The following is a 17362-nucleotide window of genomic DNA, read 5'->3' as shown; positions in this document are numbered from 1 at the left end:
CGTCGAGGTTTAAGGTGGGTACCGGTGTTGGATCGTTGCGATCCGGAGGGCACGGCGGTGCCGTATGATCTTGGGAGACCATGGTCAACTCCTAGTAAGTTGGTTGTGGTTTAGCGGGTCGTGGGAGCCTCTAACTCTCACGACTCGCGTCTCTCCAAACATTGCTGCCTGGGCCATCGGTGTTGGCTGTTTCGCGAACTGCATCGATGGCCCGGCCACTTTATCGAGTGCGGTCACAGGTGTCATGTAGGATTTTGATGACATTTGCTGTGCTCCATCGGTCGCTAGCGACGTCGATGAAGATGTAAGGCGTGACGCCATGCGCCGGCCCATCCGGTGAGGCGGGAGCTGACAGCATTGTGAGGACAACTCTTCTCTTGGCGGCTATGAACGCATCGTTCTGGATGGTGTAGTCCACTTTCCGCATTGCGAAGCGCCGACGGCGGTTGTTCGGATCGATACGTAGCTGGGCGTATGTACCTCTCGCATGGCCGTCATCCCCGCGAAGGCGGGGATCCATGTTGCTTTAAGAGCAAGAGCAAAATGGATCCCCGCTTGACCAGCTTTGCTGTTGTGAGGCACCTCGCGGGGATGACGTACGGAAAAATGTGGGGGCGTCGGTTTCCGTGGCGTGGCAGCTGCACGCCGTACACTTAGAACTTACTGTGCTCCACCTGCCGATCCCGTCGCATAAGCGTCCATTCCGCATGTTCGGTCAGCGCAGCATCGCCTAATGAACGGAGAATGCCGCGCTTTTCAGCGGGATCATCAGTGCGATCAAGTGCGGCACGCGCGCCGGCGAAGATGCGCTGCATGAAGCGGTATTGCCGAATCAGTTCCTTGTCGGCTTTGCGATACGCATAGGCTTCGCGAACGGCGGCGATGATGGAGAAAAAGGCCATGATCATCACCAGCGTGGTCTTGGTGGTTTCCGGAAGCTTGAGCGCGAAGATGGCCAGGAACACGCTGATGGTGATGCCGACCCAGAGGCTGACGGAGCCGACTATTTCCGTGAGGTGATGCAGGCCCGCGCTCTCTTCGGTCTTGCGCTCGAAGTAGTGGAGCTGTCCTGATCGACCCGATTCGCCGACCCATTCGCTGATGACGCGGGTGAGCGCATCGGGTTCGGGCTTTCTGGGTGGTTGCAGGACCACGGCGCGCATCACGTTGCGAATCCAGCCCAGTTCGATGTTTTGCTTTTGCAGGAAGTTGTCGTGGGCGAATTCGTGATCGGTCTCTTTCAGGATGCCGGCGCGGCGCCAGTAGAGCTGGATGCGCAGGCCTTCGGCCAGGGCACGGTAGTCCAGGTATTTGCGATGCCATTCGCGGCGGCCGGCAATCGCCGCGACCATGCCGCCGCAGGCGAACAGCAGCAGGAAGAAGTAGATCATGTTGTCCTGCTGGGCGAGGTGGGCGTAGAAGGTAAACGAAATGCCCATCAGCGCTGCCACCGTGAAGGTGATGCGCAGGGCGAGCAGGACGCGCTTCTGGAAGTGCAGCGCCAGCCAGTCGGCGGATCGAAACAGGCGCTCGACGTTATCCGTTGCGTCCATGTCGGACGCCGCATCGGCATTCGCCGCTTTGATCTCGGCGGCGTGCCGGGTGCAATCGTCATTGAATTCGACCATGTGCCGGATCATCAGCGCGAATTCTTCCGGCATGCGGCTGTCCAGCGATACCTCGTCGCCGGTGCGCCAGTGGGTTCGTAATGGTGTCAGCCCTTCGGCAACCGAACAGCCTTCGCCTTCGCGCGAGCAGACGATGTGATAGAGCAGATGTTCGTCACCGCCACTGAGGATGTGCCGCGCCTGGCGTGGACGTTCGGTGATGCCGGGGAGTGAACCGTGCAGGTAGTACTTGACGATCTGGCCGGTGCCGCCGAGACGGCCGGAGTCTTTGCCGTCCCAGATGGTGACGAGGATATGCGCATGGCTGGCGATGAAGACGCCCGCTTTTGCGTATTGGCGGTTGCGCGCTTCGCCGTGCACGGCGAGTTCTTCGCGCGATTGACTCTTCAGCAATGGCAGGCGGATCACGTCGGCTTGTTGGAACAAGGCTTCGAACTGAGCGCGAACCGAAGGATCGGCGAAGTCTTCGATGTACATCTCGCGCGGCAGCGGAAGCGGCACCACCAGCCGGGCGCCGGCCGCCAAGGCTTCGGTTGCGAAGAGCTGATCCCCACCCTCGGCCAGTGACGAGACCACAACCAGCGGCAAGGACGGGAACTCGCTTTTGAGCTGCGCCAGAAAGGCGCGAACACGTTCGCGGATCGGCTCGATTTCTGAGGCGGCGATGTTGCGGTGACTCGTGACGCCGATAACCAAGGGTGTCATGGCTGCCTCTGCGCAAGTCGGAATCGAAAAGGCCTTGGAGGATGTTCACCCTAAACGGCTTAGCGTTGAGTGCCGTCGTTCTCGTGCGCCCTCGCCTTCATTCGCGCGCTTCCTTGCTGTCAGCCCTATTCTTCTCGGCCGTCATTCCCGCGCAAGCGGGAATGACGGCGAGGGTAATGCGGCCCCGTGGAATCAAGCGAGTGCCAACCCCAGTCCAGCCATGCCGTTGCTTCCAATCAGGCCCGGGCCAGCCTAGCACCAAAATGTGAACTGGATCACAGTTAGTGCTAGGCTCACGCGGTGCCGAGAGCCGGGCTAGGGACCCGCTCTCCCGTGACATTCCCGGCCAGGAGGGCTGCGCCTTTTCCTGGAGTGCAAGGCGTCATGAGGCAGCCCCCGGCGGTGCCGGACTACCGGTATCGCGCATTCATTAGTTATAGCCACCGGGATGCATCCTGGGCGGCCTGGCTGCATAAGGCGCTGGAGACCTATCGCGTGCCGGCGCGGCTGGTCGGCAAACAGACCGCCGCAGGAGTCACACCGCGCCGACTGGCCCCCATCTTCCGCGACCGTGATGAACTGGCCAGCGCCACTGACCTGGGGGCCAAGGTGCGTGAGGCGCTCGCGCAATCGGCCAACCTCATCGTCATCTGCTCGCCGTTTTCGGCGGCATCGAAGTGGGTGCAGGAGGAAGTGCTCGCGTACAAGCGGCTTGGACGCAGCGAGCGCATTTTCTGCCTGATCGCGGATGGCGAACCGGGCGCGGGGGTGCAGGAGCAGGAGTGTTTTGTTCCCGCGCTGCGTTTCCAGCTCGACGCGCAAGGAGGGCTGACGCAAGTACCGGCGGAACCGATCGCCGCCGATGCCAGGGCCGGCAAGGATGGCCCGCGCAACGCCAAGCTGAAATTGATTGCGGGCATGCTCGACCTCAGCTTCGACAGTCTGAAGCAGCGCGAGCTGCAGCGGCGCAATCGGCGGCTGAGTGTGATTACGGCGATGGCGTTGACGATCGCCGCCGTTACCGCGTCGCTGGCGATCGTGGCGATGCATGCACGCCACGCTGCCGTGGTGGCGCGCGCCGATGCCGAACGCCGCCAACGGCAGGCCGAAGACCTGGTCGACTTCATGCTGGGGGATCTCAACGACAAGCTGCACCAGGCCGAGCGGCTGGACATCATTGAGGATGTCGACGACAAGGCGATGATGTACTTCACGTCGATGCCAACCACCGACGTCACCGACCAGGTGCTCGCGCAGCGCGCCAAGGTGTTGGAAAAGATCGGATCGGTGCGCCAGGAGCAAGGGCATCTGGCCGAGGCGATTGCTTCGTACCAGGCGGCATCCACGCTTGCTTCATCCCTGGCGATCGAAGCACCGCACGATGCGGCGCGGCAATTGCAGTGGGCGCGCATCCTGACATTTATCGGCATGACGCATTGGCTGCAAGGCCAGCTCGATCTGGCGCAGGATGCTTTCGAAAAAGCGCGTGGCGTGCTGCTGAAGGCCGAGCCGTATGCGCAGCAGAATCTCGACTTGCAATTCGAGCTTGAAATGCTCGACAACGACATCGGCCATGTACTGGAAGCACGCGGCCAGCTCGATCAAGCACGTGCGCCTTACACCAGCGCATTGGATTTGTCCGGCAAGCTGGTGGCCGCACAACCGAATCGTGCGGACTGGCAAGTCGAGTTGGGCGGCGCGCACAACAATCTGGGCAAGCTCGCCCTGCTCCGCGGTGATCTGGTCAACGCGCTGGCCGAGTACGCATCCGATAACACGATCGAATCGGCGCTGGCTTCACAGCATCCCGGCGACCTTAGCCAGCGTGAAGCCGCGCTCACCGTGCAAGCCATTCTCGGCCGCACGCTCGCGCTGGCCGGCGCCGACGACGCGGGCATGCAACGCATGCAGCAGGTGGTGGACACGGCGCAGGACCTGGTCAAGAACAACCCGGACAACGGCGACTTCCAGCAGGTACTGGCCCGCTACGCCTCGCAGCTGGCACGGCTCAAGCGCCTCAATGGCGACCTGGTTTCGGCAAAAGTGCTCACCGCGCAATCACTCGCCATCGTCACCATGCTGGTGAAACAAAGCCCCACGGATACGGTGCTGCAACGACTGCATGGCGAGGTGCTGACAGAGCAGTCAGCAGAATCGCTCGCATCAGGGCACGTGCAAGACGCGTACACGCAGGCGCAGATGGCGGCAGATGCACTCAAACCCCTGCTGGCCAGGCAGCCGCATGAGCGGTCGATCGTGCTGGATAGCATGGCGGCGCAATTGCTGCTGGCCGCAACAAGCACCGATGCCGATGCAGCCAGGCAATGGCGATTGGGTGTGGTGGCAATCGCACAGGCGCAGCCCAGCGGCCAAGGCGATCCGCGCTTGCTGGCGATGGAAGCGCAGGCACTATTGGCGCTTGGCGATACCGCGAAGGCGCACCCCTTGATGAAAGAACTCTGGAACTGTGGTTATCGCGACGCGGAGTGGTTGGCGGTGATGCGGCGCGGGCACTGGACGTATCCGATCAATGCGGCTTTTCAGAAGCAAATGCTGGCGCAAAACCAAACGAATCATTCTTCGAGCTGACTTGGCTCAGTCGAACACAGGGACGCACGACCAGCTACGGAACCCATAACTGCTAGACACGGGAGTTCTCCATGAAGCACGGCAACCCCAAGAACATCGAGATGAGCGTAGAGCTTTACCGCGAACCGGGTGACGGATGGGACGACAACCTGCTGATCATCAACGGCGGAAAGCATCACCACGTGTTCGAAAAGATTCCCAGCGACGGCGAGCCCCATACGATCAGCTGGACGCTTATCGGCAACGCCAGCGGCGGCGAGTTCTGTGCACTGGATGATGCACAAAATCCAGGCTTCGTCTGGCTGGCCCGGCAGCCTGATGCAAAGGTCTTCCGGCAGCTTCGCCACCAGGGCAAAACGCTCAGCCTGCAAAACCATCACCATGACAAGAGCAGCGAAGGCATCTGGCATTACCAGCTGTTTGCGCGCTTTGGTGACAAGGTTTATGGCGTGCCGCTGACCTTCAGTTGCGGAAGGGGGATGGAGGACCCTAACCCATCCATCAAGAACACCTGACGTCGATCACGATGGGCTTGAACATACTGCCGTAACACGTGGCGGCAGTATGTATGGGCGCAGCCTTTGCCGATACGCGGTACGAGGCGGGCGTTCGGCGCGGGCATCTCTATTGCGCCGGGACGACCCACTGAGCACATGAGAGTGCCTCATAGTCAGAATACTTTTCGCCCATGGGGAAAGTGCTCCAAGCTTTTTCCTCTCAAGGCCAATCAGCCATCTCGTAAATCGGCCGAATCTCGATCTCGCTCGGCCCCGGCATGGGATTGGGGCAGCGCTTCACCCAGGCGACGGCCTCATCCATGTCCTTGACGTTCCAGATCCAGAAGCCGGCGACCAGCTCGCGGGTCTCGGCAAAGGGTCCGTCGATCACCGCGCGGCCAGTACCCTTGAACCCGACACGCTTGCCCTGCGCACTGGGCGTAAGGCCTTCGGCCATCACCAGCACGCCGGCCTTGCTCAGCTCGTCGTTGAACTTGCCCATGGCCTGCATCATCTCGGCCGTCCACTCCGGCGCGACAGTGCCCTTTTCGCTTTCCTCAGTCGCCTTCACCAACACGATCGCACGCATTGCCTGTCTCCTTGAATCAGGCGGGCCTCATTGGCCCGCGTTAGAACGACGAACGGGATTTTCGGTAATCGACATGGCCTCGCCGCCTACGCAAAGCAGCTGAAGCCTACCCTCGATCCGTCTTGGGCAAGGTGAAGGACTCGACCTATGGTCGGTTGGCATGGCCCAGTGGAAGGCTTGTCATCACGTCGCTCAGTTTCTCGAATAGAAAATCGGCGAAGACCGCTACCGCGGGTGGCACCGGTGGACGGCTCGTGTATACGAGCTGCATGGCGAGCCCTGTGCTTGCGCGCCGATAGGCGGAGAGCACGCGCGCGAGTTGCCCCTGCGCGATGAGTGGCTCGGCCAACAACTGCGGCAGCAGTGCGATACCGAGCCCCGCCCGGCAAGCCTCCATCAGCACGCGCATGTCGTTGACCGCAAACCGGCTGTTGACCGACACCTCCTGACTACCGCGAGGGCCTTGCAGGCGCCACATGTTGCGCCCATGGCGGTTGGAGATCGTCAAGCAGTCGTGTTCGGCCAGCTCGCGCAGTGTGCGCGGGGCGGGGCGCCGCTCCAGATAGACCGGACTCGCCGTGAGGATCATGGAACTCGGTGCCAGCCGGCGCACCTTGAAGCTGCTGCTGGTCTCGACGCCCATGCGCAAGGCGAGATCGATACGCTCGGCGATCAGATCGGTCGGCGCATCGTCGAGCAGGAAGTCGATGCTGATGTGCGGATAGCGCGTGTAGAACTCGGCCAGCCATTCCATGCCGAGGAATTCAAACAGGCCGGCCATCGCGGTCACGCGAACCGAGCCGGACGGTGCCTGCGCATCTGCATGGAGCCGCCCGATCTCAAGGATCTGGTCAAGCGCCGGCGCATAGCGCTCGAACAGCGCCTGACCTTCCGCGCTCGGCGCGAGTTTGCGTGTCGAGCGATGCAGCAGGCGTGTGCCGAGCTGCCCTTCGAGTTGGTCGATGCGCCGGCTCAGCGTATTGGCGGGCATCCGCAGACGCCGCGCCGCCTCGGAGAAGCTGCCAGCGCGAACGACCTGGACGAACATCGCCAAATCATTCAGGTCGATCACTCGATTTCTCCAAAAATGGATTAAACCATTCCTATTTTTCCATCTAGTGGGAAACGCCGGCAAGCCCCAGATTTGTATTGCCGCGCAGTGGACGGCCGTTTCCTGGCCGCCGGCATGGCAATTCAAATTCCGGGGGCATCCCATGAACAAGGAGATCGATTTGAAGAAGCATCTGATGATCGCGACCGGCGCACTGGCCGCCGCGCTGTCGTTTTCGGCATTCGCCGGTGTGTCGACGTACCAGCTTGATCCGACGCATACCTACCCGAGCTTCGAAGCCGACCACTTCGGCGGCCTGTCGGTCTGGCGCGGCAAGTTCGACACCTCGCAGGGCACCGTGACCCTCGATCGCGCGGCGAGGACGGGCACCGTGGAAGTGACCACGGACATTGCGTCGGTCCACACCGGCAACGCGAAGCTCGATCAGGCGCTGCAATCGAATCAGTTCTTCGATGCGTCGAAGTTTCCCGAGGCGACCTACAAGGGCACGATCAAGTTCGAGGGCGACAAGCCGGTCGCTGTCGTCGGCAATCTGACGATGCACGGTGTGACCAAGCCGCTGACACTGACGATCAACTCGTTCAAGTGCATGCCGCATCCGATGCTCAAGCGCGAAGTGTGCGGCGTCGACGCGGCCGGCGAATTCGATCGTAGCGATTTCGGCGTCGACTATGGCAGCGCATACGGCTTCAGCATGAAGACCAAGCTGCTCATTTCAGCCGAAGCACTCAAACAATAATTCCGTTCGGAGACAAGACTCATGAAACTGCTACACATAGATTCCAGCATCCTCGGGCAAGGTTCCGTCAGCCGTGATTTATCCGCGGATGTCGTCGCGAGCTTCCGAAGCCGCCATGCCGACCTCGCGGTCACTCGTCTCGACCTCGCCGCCACACCGATCGGCCATCTGACGGCAGCACACCTCGATGCCGCGCAAGGGGCTTCGGTCGACGAAGCATTGAAGTCCGACCTTGCCCTGGGCCAGCTTGCGCTCGAGGAGTTCCTCGCCGCCGACATCGTGGTGATCGGCGCGCCGATGTACAACCTCGGCATCCCCTCTCAACTGAAGGCATGGATCGACCGCATCTCCGTCGCCGGCAAAACGTTCAGCTACAGCGAACACGGCCCGGTCGGACTGTGCGGCGGCAAGAAGCTGGTCATCGCCTCGTCACGCGGCGGCATCTACAGCGAAGGCTCGCCCGCCGCCCTCTACGACCATCAGGAAACCTATCTGAAGGTGGCCTTCAGCCTACTGGGTATCACGGATATCACCTTCATTCGTGCTGAAGGTGTGGCGATGAGTCCGGAGGCACGCAGCGTGGCCATCGCCTCGGCGAAGAATGAGAGCGCCGCACTTACCGCGTGAGCTAGCGCCGCCCGAAAAAATACTCGCTGGAGAGCAACCATGTCGAACACCCCGAAACTCATCGCCGTCGTCGGCGCAACCGGTCAGCAAGGCGGCGCCGTTGTGCGTGCGCTGCAGGGGCACATTAAGGGATTGGTCGTGGACTAGCCATCAGCAAAATGCTGGTGGTTCGAGCCGCCCCTGTGGATACCCATTCCCCGCGCGCGATGCAAATGGGGGCGGAGGAAAGTCATGTCCGCTCTGGGTTGCGGGCGTGACTGGTCCGAAGAACCAGCTCTACCTGATTCCGGGTAACCGCGATGGAGTGACTACGGCGGGTTTACTTTTTAACCGGTGGCTTTTGAAGCATTGGAAGGGTTCTTTGAGGTGGCCGACGAAGCGCTTGCTGGATATGTTCGCCTCGCCTGGAATGTGCCCTCGGCCCAAAGCCCCTCTTCTTGCACCACATAGGTTGCGCAACCGCACCCATTGCAAAGGGCAACCGTATCTCCGGAGCTTAGCGAACGAACGATTCCGCGATGTGTTGCGCTGTCGGCAAACGGTGCTTTGCCTTCTTTCCATGCATTAAGCGTTTCGCGCGTCTTTGGATCCGGAATAGGGGTACTTAGATCACAAGCCACGCAAATATATGGCTGCGTACTACCTTGCACATGCACTGTGTAAATCGATGCAGCGCTCGCCGCGCCCGGCCCGAGTGCAAACAAGACGAGGATCATCCATAGCTGTTTCATAGTCTTTCCATTTACTCCGCGGGTATCCGGCAAACTTAGATAAAAAAGGTTGCAGAATATTTTCATCGCGGACAAGTAGATCCGAACACCGTCCTCGTATTTTTTTGCGGCCAACTGCCTGTCTTTCAGTGTCCACGCTGGCTTGCGATTTCAACCGGCCAATGTCTGACATGAGAGGCCTCACTCGGCCCAGGCTGCAGCAGCTGCGCGTGATGATTTTCCCTGTGCGTCATTTTCCATCACCGAAATTCTCAGGCATTTCACTGCTCAACTTGAATGCGCTGGCCCGTTCCTCTTCAATGGGTCGAACCTCGTAGGTCAAGCCGCAGGCCAGGCAAGGATTCTGCGCGGCAAGTGCGGCAGCTTCGGCCAGGCTGCCAGCCAGGAAGAACCAGTAGCCACCCACCACCTCTTTGCCTTCGGCAAAGGGGCCATCGGTCACGCCGCTGCTTGAGACAATCTTTGCCTCGCGCGCGAGCCGCTGTCCCGACTTCATCACCCCTTGGCTGACGAGGCGGTCATGCCAGCGGTAGAAGTCGTCGATCGCCCTCTGTATTTCCTCGCGCGTTCTGTCTTTGCTCCACTGCCCGCGAGAGATGACGAGGTACTCCGATAGCGAGGTCAAGTCGTTCATGGATTCTCCCGATGGCGCCAGTCGTTTGTCTTCATGGTTCCTGGGGCCTGACTACCGCATGGACGTGCAGGCACATCCGATTATCGGCCCCACATTGGAACGACGAACGGGGTTTTCGGGAATCGACACGACTCCGCGCATTTTCCAACCGTTGGGGCGCAAGGCTTGGCGGCGGATTTCGCGCTTGAAAGCGGACAGAGACTGAGGTCTCCCCACGTTTTCCCGGACGCCATTCCCGCACCTCCTTGCCGTTACTCCCGCACCTCCTCGCCGTCATCCCCGCGAGGCGCTTCACAACAGCGAAGCTGGTCAAGCGGGGATCCATGTTGCTTTAAGAGCAAGAGCAAAATGGGCTCCCGCTTGACCAGCTTCGCTGTTGTGAAGCGCCTCGCGGGAGTGACGGCGGAGAGATGGGAAGCGAGCGAGGACGCGTGGGAATAGCGTCGAGAATAGCGGGTGGATATCTCAGTGACAGAGAGCATTGCTGTGATTCCCCGGCAACAACGTGCAAACCTTTGGCGGAAGAATCAGCTGGAGCTACGCGTTGCATAAATCTGAACCAGGGCGATGGCGTAGACAAGGTACAACCCGGTAGCCGCCAGTGGCAGGGCATACCACCAGTACGACTTGACGCTGCCGCCATGCCGTTGCAGATACATCACGACGACGGCACTCAATACGCAGAGGGCGGGCAGCAAATACATGGAAAAGTTCAGTATGCCCAAGTGAAGCTTTCCGAGCGGCGCGGCATTGGCGATGCCGCCTGCGGAAAAAACGACAACCATAAACAGGAAGTACGCCAACACCAGCTGGGTGATCGTGCCCAGCACTGTCCATCCGAATGACATACCTGCCTCTCCCCATGAGCTGGTAACTGCCGGATCGTTGTTGAAGTATGCCCCTGAAGCCGGCATGTGCCATGTGTCGTGGATTAAACGATACCGTTATCGGTCTGCTTATTCTGCTGCAGTTTCGTCGCCCCTAAACCCAGCCAACACCTTTCAGCTTGTCTCTGAGCGAGATTAGTTCATCCATCTCTGGCGCTTTCTGCATAGCCACTCTGGCCAACTGTGTGGGTCAGAGCCAACCATCGTCCTGCCATTCCAGTGGCGCACCCATCGGCCCGATGAGGACGTCTGCGGCACCATCGACAGTTCGGATCTTCAACAGGAATCCTTCACCCTGAAAAAAAGCGAGAAATAAACGACCGCCACCTTTCGGATCGACACCGTAATAGCAAGGGTCTCCCACTGGCGTTATCGAGTACCGCGCAAAGAAGCCCGACGCCAATGATGCGAGCCTTGCTTCAAATCTGCGGCACTCCAGCGTGTTTATCTGACCCAAGTTCATCCCTTGCCCCTCTCAGGCTCGCTCCGGAAGCAGACACCAACTACCGACAAAACAGTGCCGTGGATGAGCCCAGCGGCACTTCAAAGTCCGACACCAGCCCAGCCTTACCGACTCTCCGACACCGGCAACAACACCGCACTCTCCCCATCCGCACCATGCATTACGCTGATCGTCTCCGCCCGGTAATCCTCCGGCTTGGCGAAGAAAATATTCGGGACATAGGTTTGCGGATTGCGGTCGTAGACCGGGAACCAGGTGGACTGGATCTGCACCATGATGCGATGGCCCGGCTGGAAGACGTAGTTGACCGACGGCAGGCCGAATTTGTATTCCTGCACTTCGTTCGAAGGCACGGCTGACGGCACGGCGAGATCCTTGCGATAGCGGCCGCGAAAAATGTCCATGCTGATCGGCAACTCGTAACCGCCCATCTCCGGCTGTTCGGCGAAGGAAGGCGGGTAGACGTCGATGATCTTCACCACGAAGTCGACGTCACTGCCGGTGATTTTCGCGAACACGTCCGCGACCGGATCGCCCTGCACGCTCACGGCATGATCCAGCGGAGCGGTTTCGAAGCTGATCACGTCCGGGCGGCTGGCCGCGAAGCGCTGATCCTGTACCAGCCAGGTGGTCCACTGCGCGCGATCGTCGAAGCGGATCGGTTGCGGCACAAACGGTATCGGCTTGGCGGGATCGGAAACATAGCTGTCTTCGCCGGCTGCCGGTTGAGCGAAACTCAGTTGATGATCCGCCGCCAGATACAGCGGCGTGAGTTGTCGCACGGCCGGCCAGTCAGAGAAGGATTCCCAGTGTTTTTCCGCCGGGTTGTAGACCATCACGCGCGGGAGCGGATGCGCGGGTTTTTCATCCTTCAGGTATTGGTCGAAGAACGGAATCAGCACGTTCTTGCGGAAGTCAGCGGTGGTGTCTCCGGGCCATAGCAGCGGACCCAGTGATCGCCCCTCGCGGTTGATCTGGCTGTGGTACCACGGCCCCATCACCAGATGGTTGTTGTCTTTGTCGCCCGCCTTGTCCAGCGCTTCGAAGGTATGCACGGCGCCGTAGATGTCTTCCTGATCCCATAGACCTTGCAGCCACATGGTCGGCACATGCGACGGATGGGCTACCTCCAGTTTATCGATGGCCTGCAATTGCCAGAACGCGTCATAGGCGGGGTGCGCCGAGAGACGGTTCCAGAATGGCAATTGCTGGAAGCCGTGCGCGTTGGCGTAGACGCCGGCAGCACCGCCATCCAGGTAGGTCTGGTAGTCGTCGTAGCCCAGGCGCGGTACCGGATTGGCAGCGCCGGCCACGGTACTTTGCTCGGTGAAGTAATCGAGATTGCCCTGGCGGAACGCGCCATTGTGGAACCAGTCGTCGCCGCGCCAGCCATCGACCATGGGGCTTTCCGGCGCCGCGACTTTCAGCGCGGGGTTCGGGCCGAGCAAGGCCATCGCTACTGTCCAGCCGTCGTAAGACGATCCGATCATGCCCACCTTGCCGTTGGATTCGGGCACGTTCTTCGCCAGCCAGGCGATGGTGTCGTAGGCATCCGTGGTGTCATCGGTATTGCTGGGATTGAGCGGGCCGCGCGGTGGGCGCGTCATCACATAGTCGCCTTGCGAGGCGTACTTGCCGCGAACATCCTGCGAGACAAAGATGTAACCGTCGTCGACCCATTCGCGCAGCGCGCTCCACACGGCGTCGCGCAGGATAGGCACGCTGGGCTTGACGTCGAACGTGGCGTCGTACGGCCCGCGCTCGAACAGCATGGGAAGATTCTTCGCGCCCTTCGGGATCACGATGACGGTGTGCAGCTTCACGCCATCGCGCATCGGAATCATCACTTCGCGACGGATGTAGTTCCATTGGTCTTTGGGCGGGTTCCATGCCTTGGGTATGTCGCTGCCTTGCTGGATCATGTCCGGCGTCACCGGGGTGACGGACTGGCCGGCGAGCAGCATGGCGAGGGTTACGGCGAACAGCATGGCAAAAACTCCCGCAAAAGCATGGTTAAGTAGCGGACAAGTCCGAAGGAATGCAAGTGCCAGACGGCGTCCTCCGAGCCGTCATTTCCACGGTTCCACGCCGTCATTCCCGGGAAAGCGGAATGACGGCGTGGAAAACATGGGGATACCTCTTGGCTCTTTTTGCCGTGCTCTGCTATCAATTTTCTTTGAGCAACGTAGTGATGAAGGCTTGGATTTCCGCCATGTCATAGGGCTTTTGCAAGACGGGAACATGACGATAGGCATCCGGCACCCCACTCTCGCCATAGCCGGAGGCAAACACAAAAGGCACGCCTCGCTCTTGCAAGACGTCCGCCAATGGAAAGCTGGGTTGGCCGGCCAGATTAATGTCGAGTATCGCCGCGTCAATCGTTTGGAAAGTGGCTATCTCAAGCCCCTTCGCCAGACGCGCAGCCATCACGGCACGACAACCCGCGTCTTCCAGCGTGTCTTTCAACAACATCGCGACCAGCATCTCGTCCTCGGCGACAAGAATGCATGGTGGTTCCGTCCGCGAATTCATGTGTCGGGGTCCAATTCGCTCAACGGGATAGTAATCGTGCACCGGACGCCCGTCGGCAAGAACTCCAATGTCGCTTCACCGTCCAGCTCATAGGCCAGGCCTCCGGTAATGAGGCGCGTACCAAAGCCATGCGTCGTTGGCGTAACCACTTCAGGCCCACCGCTCTCCAGCCAGGAGAAATGGAGCCAGGAGCGTTGATCGACCAAATGAACCTCCCAACTGATGTCGACCGTGCCTTGAGTATCCGACAGCGCGCCGTATTTCATGGCATTGGTGGTCAATTCGTGGAGCGCCATGCTTAAAGCGAGCGCAATCCTCGGCGACAGTTTCAGGTCCTCGCCATGAAGACGTACGCGAGAGGTACGCTGTTCGTCTTGATAGGGCGCCAGTTCCCCACGCACCAGCGTCGCCAGGCGCACCCCGTCCCACGCCTCCTTGGCCAGCAAATTATGCGTCTGAGAGAGCGCCTTCAGGCGCGCGAGAAAGTTGGCTTTAAATTCCTCCAGGCTTGGCGACGACGTCAGCGTCTGCAGCGCAATGGCCTGGACACTGGCCAGCGTGTTTTTGACCCGATGGTTGAGTTCACCGAGCATCATGCGGGCGTGCCTTTCGGCATCCCTGCGCTCACTAATATCCCGAGCAATCAGTGAACCGGCAATCACGCTTCCGACAGAATTACGGACCGGAGAATTTGCAACAGAGACGGGAATGGTTTGTCCACCTTGGGTCCGCCAGGTGGCCTCAAATTTGTCAGGGCGTGCACCGGGATCCCGGGACTCAAAGATGGCCTTTGCTTCGTTCGTCGCGTCGGCAGGCAACAGCATGGATAACGGCTGGCCGATGGCCTGTTGGGCCGAATAGCCAAATGTCCGCTCGGCACTTTTGTTCCAGCTACTGATGATGTCTTCCAGCGTATAGCCGATGACCGCATCCCGGGACGAGTCGATGATGGCAGCTAGCTGTCCACGTTCGAGTTCGTGGCGCAGGCTCTCGGTCACGTCGACAAAGGTCAAGACGGTACCATCGATAACGTCATCGAGCGTTCTGTACGGACGCACACGCAACAAATAAGTGCGCTCGTCGTCCTGGCCATAGAGCATTCGTTCCACCACGCCCAAATGCCGGATCACCTGTGCGACATCTTTTCTCAACTCGGGATAGTTGACACGTGCCGAAATCTCGGTAATTGGTCTGCCTACATCGCTTTCGCGCAAATGGAACAGCTCGGTCATGGCCGGCGTGTAGCTGCCAATCCGCATCTCGCGGTCCAGAAACAGGGTCGCGATCTGGGTGCTTTCCATCAGGTTGCGAAGGTCGCTGTTAAGACGCGTCAGTGCTTCATTCTTGCTTTGCGCCTCGGCATTGACGATATGCAATTCTTCGTTGATCGATTGCATCTCCTCCTTGGAGGTCTCCAGTTCCTCATTGGTCGATTGCAATTCCTCATTGACCGATTGGTATTCTTCGTTCGTCGACTGCAATTCTTCGACGACGGATTGATGCAATTCGACCGTCGTGCGCAGTTCGCTGCGGAGCAAATCCACCTCTTGCTCAAGCCTGCTCGGCGACTCACCGTCCGACCGCGCCGACTCCAGGGCTGACTGCGCATGGACCGTCGAATGCGAGCCCCATGCCTCATCAAAGGCGAGCACGCACCATTGAGCCTTCCCATCGCTGTTCATAAGCGGCTCCGCGATCAATCGGAGCATCTGAGGCCGACCGTGGATGTCCACGCTGAGGCCTTCTTGAACCACTGCCTTGGCGGCGTCAAACGCCTGACGTATCAAGACGCGCGCAGGTTCACGCAGCCTTTGGTTGAGCAGGTTGAACACGTTGAGGCTAGCTGACCCGGGGTTGGGTGAAAGGTAGCGTCCGGTATCTCCAGAAAAGCGCTCGATATCCCCATTCGCATTGATCACGAGATACGCGGGCGAATATTTTTCCATCAGACGGCGTGCACCCCGATCGATGCGTTCGTCGGCGCCGCCTCTGTGCGCCATGGATAGCGGTGCGGCGTGGGCGGTGGCAGGCCCTGGTATGGGAAAGGAGATTCCTCGATCGGCGAGGTTCGTTTGTCGGCGTGCATAGAGGCGGTGCTTTTTGTCCACCACGGTGAACAGCCCTGAACTTCGCGCGAGGCTTTCGGATGGCCCGAGCAGAAGAAATGCCCCCGGCCTCAGTGCATAGTGAAACGTATGAAAAAGGCGACTTTGAAGATCTGCATTGAGATAAATGAGCAAATTTCGACATGACACCAGGTCGAGGCGCGAAAAAGGTGGATCCTTGATGATGCTGTGCACCGAGAAAATGCACATCTCACGCACGGGCCTGATCACGCAGAAGTCGGCGCCATCCCTGGTAAACCAGCGCTGCTGACGCTCAGGAGACACACCTTGAAGCGGTGCGCGGTAGCGCCCCGAACGCGCTGCTTCGATACTTCGGTCGTCGATGTCGGTCGCGAAAATCTGTACTTTGGGTCCGCCATGCGGCCCGATGGCCTCGCGCAACAGCATCGCGATCGAGTAAGCCTCCTCACCGGTAGCGCAACCGGGAACCCATACGCGTATGGTGTCGTTCGCGCCCTTGCCGGCCAACATCGCTGCAATAGCTTTCTCCGTCAGCACGTCAAAGGTCGACGGATTACGGAAAAACTCGGTGACCCCAATGAGCATTTCCCGAAAAAGGTGCTGGTGCTCCTGCCGATCCTGTCGCAGGCGGGCAAGATAATCGACTACCGTCTCGGTCTGACATACCAGCATTCGACGCTGGATGCGCCGCATGAGCGTGCTGCGCTTGTACTGGCCAAAGTCGTGGCCGACCTCCGCATGCAGCAATCGCAGCACCGCCTGGAGCTGGTCGCCCATATCCTGCCCAAGGCCAACCCCGTCTTGCTGCTTACGCGTCACATCCAGTTGCTTGCGATAAGCCAGCAGTCGAGCGGGCATGTCCTCCACCGAGAGCACCACGTCCACCAGCCCGGTCGAAGCGGCATTCGCCGGCATGCCGCTCATCGCCGCATGATCAAAGCCCGCCTGGGCCAACGTTAACCCGCCGTGCTCCTTGACCGCGCGCAACCCGCGGGCACCGTCGGTCCCGGCTCCCGACAATACGATGCACACCGCCGAGTCACCCTGGTCCTCGGCAAGGGACGTAAAGAAGGTATTGATGGGCCAGCGCTGCGGCCGCGGAGGCGCTGGCGTACTTACCTGTAACTCGCCCTCGGCGATGGTCAATGTCGCGTCGGGTGGGATCACATAGACGTGCCTGGCCAAAACACGCTGGCCGTCGACAGCTTCCACCACCTCCATCGAAGTGCTGCGACTGACGATGTCCGCCAGTGCGCTGACATGCTCAGGCGCCAGGTGCTGGATGAGAACGAAGGCGAAATCGTCACTCGCCGGCATGTGGGAAAAGAAGGTGCGAAATGCCTCCAGGCCGCCGGCGGACGCGCCTATGCCGACGATAAGCGGGGAGTGGGCATTGACTTCCTGGCCGTTCATCTCCGACCGCAGCTCTTCCATTCCATCGGGCGAGCCTTGCTGTGGTGAATTCAACGGTGGCGATGGCGGCGTTGTCATCAAGCGATCCTGAACATGCAGCCTGCGACGCAACTAGGGACGGTAAGCCCAATTGACTGAGGCCTTTGTGAAATCTCAAATATCCGGACCC

Annotated in this window: 14 protein-coding genes; 4 read left to right on the top strand and 10 right to left on the bottom strand. The window is 60.0% G+C overall.

Features of this window, described 5'->3' with window-relative positions; all coding sequences use genetic code 11:
• Window positions 1-653: 653 nt before the first annotated feature.
• Window positions 654-2333, bottom strand: coding sequence for a hypothetical protein (locus ISP19_RS06615; RefSeq protein ID WP_204680563.1), 1680 nt, complete (start codon window positions 2331-2333; stop codon window positions 654-656).
• A gap of 384 nt (window positions 2334-2717) precedes the next feature.
• On the opposite strand from ISP19_RS06615, the gene ISP19_RS06610 reads away from it, so the two are divergent.
• Window positions 2718-4922: a toll/interleukin-1 receptor domain-containing protein gene (locus ISP19_RS06610; RefSeq protein ID WP_204680562.1), complete on the top strand. Its 2205-nt coding sequence runs from the start codon at window positions 2718-2720 to the stop codon at window positions 4920-4922.
• 71 nt (window positions 4923-4993) lie between these two features.
• The gene (locus ISP19_RS06605) at window positions 4994-5437 is read left to right on the top strand and encodes a hypothetical protein (RefSeq protein ID WP_204680561.1); all 444 of its coding nucleotides are present in this window, start codon (window positions 4994-4996) and stop codon (window positions 5435-5437) included.
• Window positions 5438-5639: 202 nt separating this feature from the next.
• Here ISP19_RS06605 and ISP19_RS06600 read toward each other — a convergent pair whose 3' ends face one another.
• Complete coding sequence (locus ISP19_RS06600; RefSeq protein WP_204680560.1) at window positions 5640-6008, bottom strand: YciI family protein; 369 nt, start codon at window positions 6006-6008, stop codon at window positions 5640-5642.
• A gap of 145 nt (window positions 6009-6153) precedes the next feature.
• On the bottom strand, window positions 6154-7080 hold the full coding sequence (locus ISP19_RS06595) for a LysR family transcriptional regulator (protein ID WP_204680559.1): 927 nt from the start codon (window positions 7078-7080) through the stop codon (window positions 6154-6156).
• Window positions 7081-7222: 142 nt separating this feature from the next.
• Here ISP19_RS06595 and ISP19_RS06590 point away from each other — a divergent pair, with 142 nt between their 5' ends.
• A complete protein-coding gene (locus ISP19_RS06590; protein ID WP_239556586.1) occupies window positions 7223-7819 on the top strand; it encodes a YceI family protein in 597 nt (198 codons plus the stop codon).
• A 21-nt stretch (window positions 7820-7840) separates the two neighbouring features.
• Complete coding sequence (locus ISP19_RS06585; RefSeq protein ID WP_204680558.1) at window positions 7841-8446, top strand: FMN-dependent NADH-azoreductase; 606 nt, start codon at window positions 7841-7843, stop codon at window positions 8444-8446.
• A gap of 326 nt (window positions 8447-8772) precedes the next feature.
• Here the strand turns inward: ISP19_RS06585 and ISP19_RS06580 are convergent, their stop codons facing one another.
• The 7 genes from ISP19_RS06580 to ISP19_RS06550 form a co-directional block, all read right to left on the bottom strand.
• Window positions 8773-9177 (bottom strand): hypothetical protein, encoded by a 405-nt coding sequence (locus ISP19_RS06580; protein WP_204680557.1) that lies wholly within the window; start codon window positions 9175-9177, stop codon window positions 8773-8775.
• Between the two features lie 229 nt (window positions 9178-9406).
• Entirely contained in the window at window positions 9407-9811 is a 405-nt protein-coding gene (locus tag ISP19_RS06575) for a YciI family protein (RefSeq protein WP_204680556.1), read from the bottom strand.
• Window positions 9812-10338: 527 nt separating this feature from the next.
• Window positions 10339-10659: a hypothetical protein gene (locus tag ISP19_RS06570; RefSeq protein WP_204680555.1), complete on the bottom strand. Its 321-nt coding sequence runs from the start codon at window positions 10657-10659 to the stop codon at window positions 10339-10341.
• 229 nt (window positions 10660-10888) lie between these two features.
• Complete coding sequence (locus ISP19_RS06565; RefSeq protein ID WP_204680554.1) at window positions 10889-11161, bottom strand: hypothetical protein; 273 nt, start codon at window positions 11159-11161, stop codon at window positions 10889-10891.
• Between the two features lie 104 nt (window positions 11162-11265).
• The gene (locus tag ISP19_RS06560) at window positions 11266-13149 is read right to left on the bottom strand and encodes a CocE/NonD family hydrolase (protein WP_204680553.1); all 1884 of its coding nucleotides are present in this window, start codon (window positions 13147-13149) and stop codon (window positions 11266-11268) included.
• Between the two features lie 178 nt (window positions 13150-13327).
• Window positions 13328-13693 carry a response regulator gene (locus ISP19_RS06555; RefSeq protein WP_275577108.1) on the bottom strand — a complete coding sequence of 122 codons (366 nt, stop codon included), beginning with the start codon at window positions 13691-13693 and terminating at the stop codon, window positions 13328-13330.
• Window positions 13690-17271 (bottom strand): chemotaxis protein CheB, encoded by a 3582-nt coding sequence (locus tag ISP19_RS06550; protein ID WP_204680551.1) that lies wholly within the window; start codon window positions 17269-17271, stop codon window positions 13690-13692. Before ISP19_RS06550 ends, ISP19_RS06555 begins: the two co-directional genes overlap by 4 nt.
• Between the last annotated feature and the right edge of the window lie 91 nt (window positions 17272-17362).

Source organism: Dyella flava, from assembly GCF_016904955.1.
In the GTDB taxonomy this organism is placed as follows: Bacteria; Pseudomonadota; Gammaproteobacteria; order Xanthomonadales; family Rhodanobacteraceae; genus Dyella_B; species Dyella_B flava.
The sequence above is the reverse complement of the archived record's forward strand: the minus strand, read 5'-3'. Positions and strand labels throughout refer to the sequence as shown.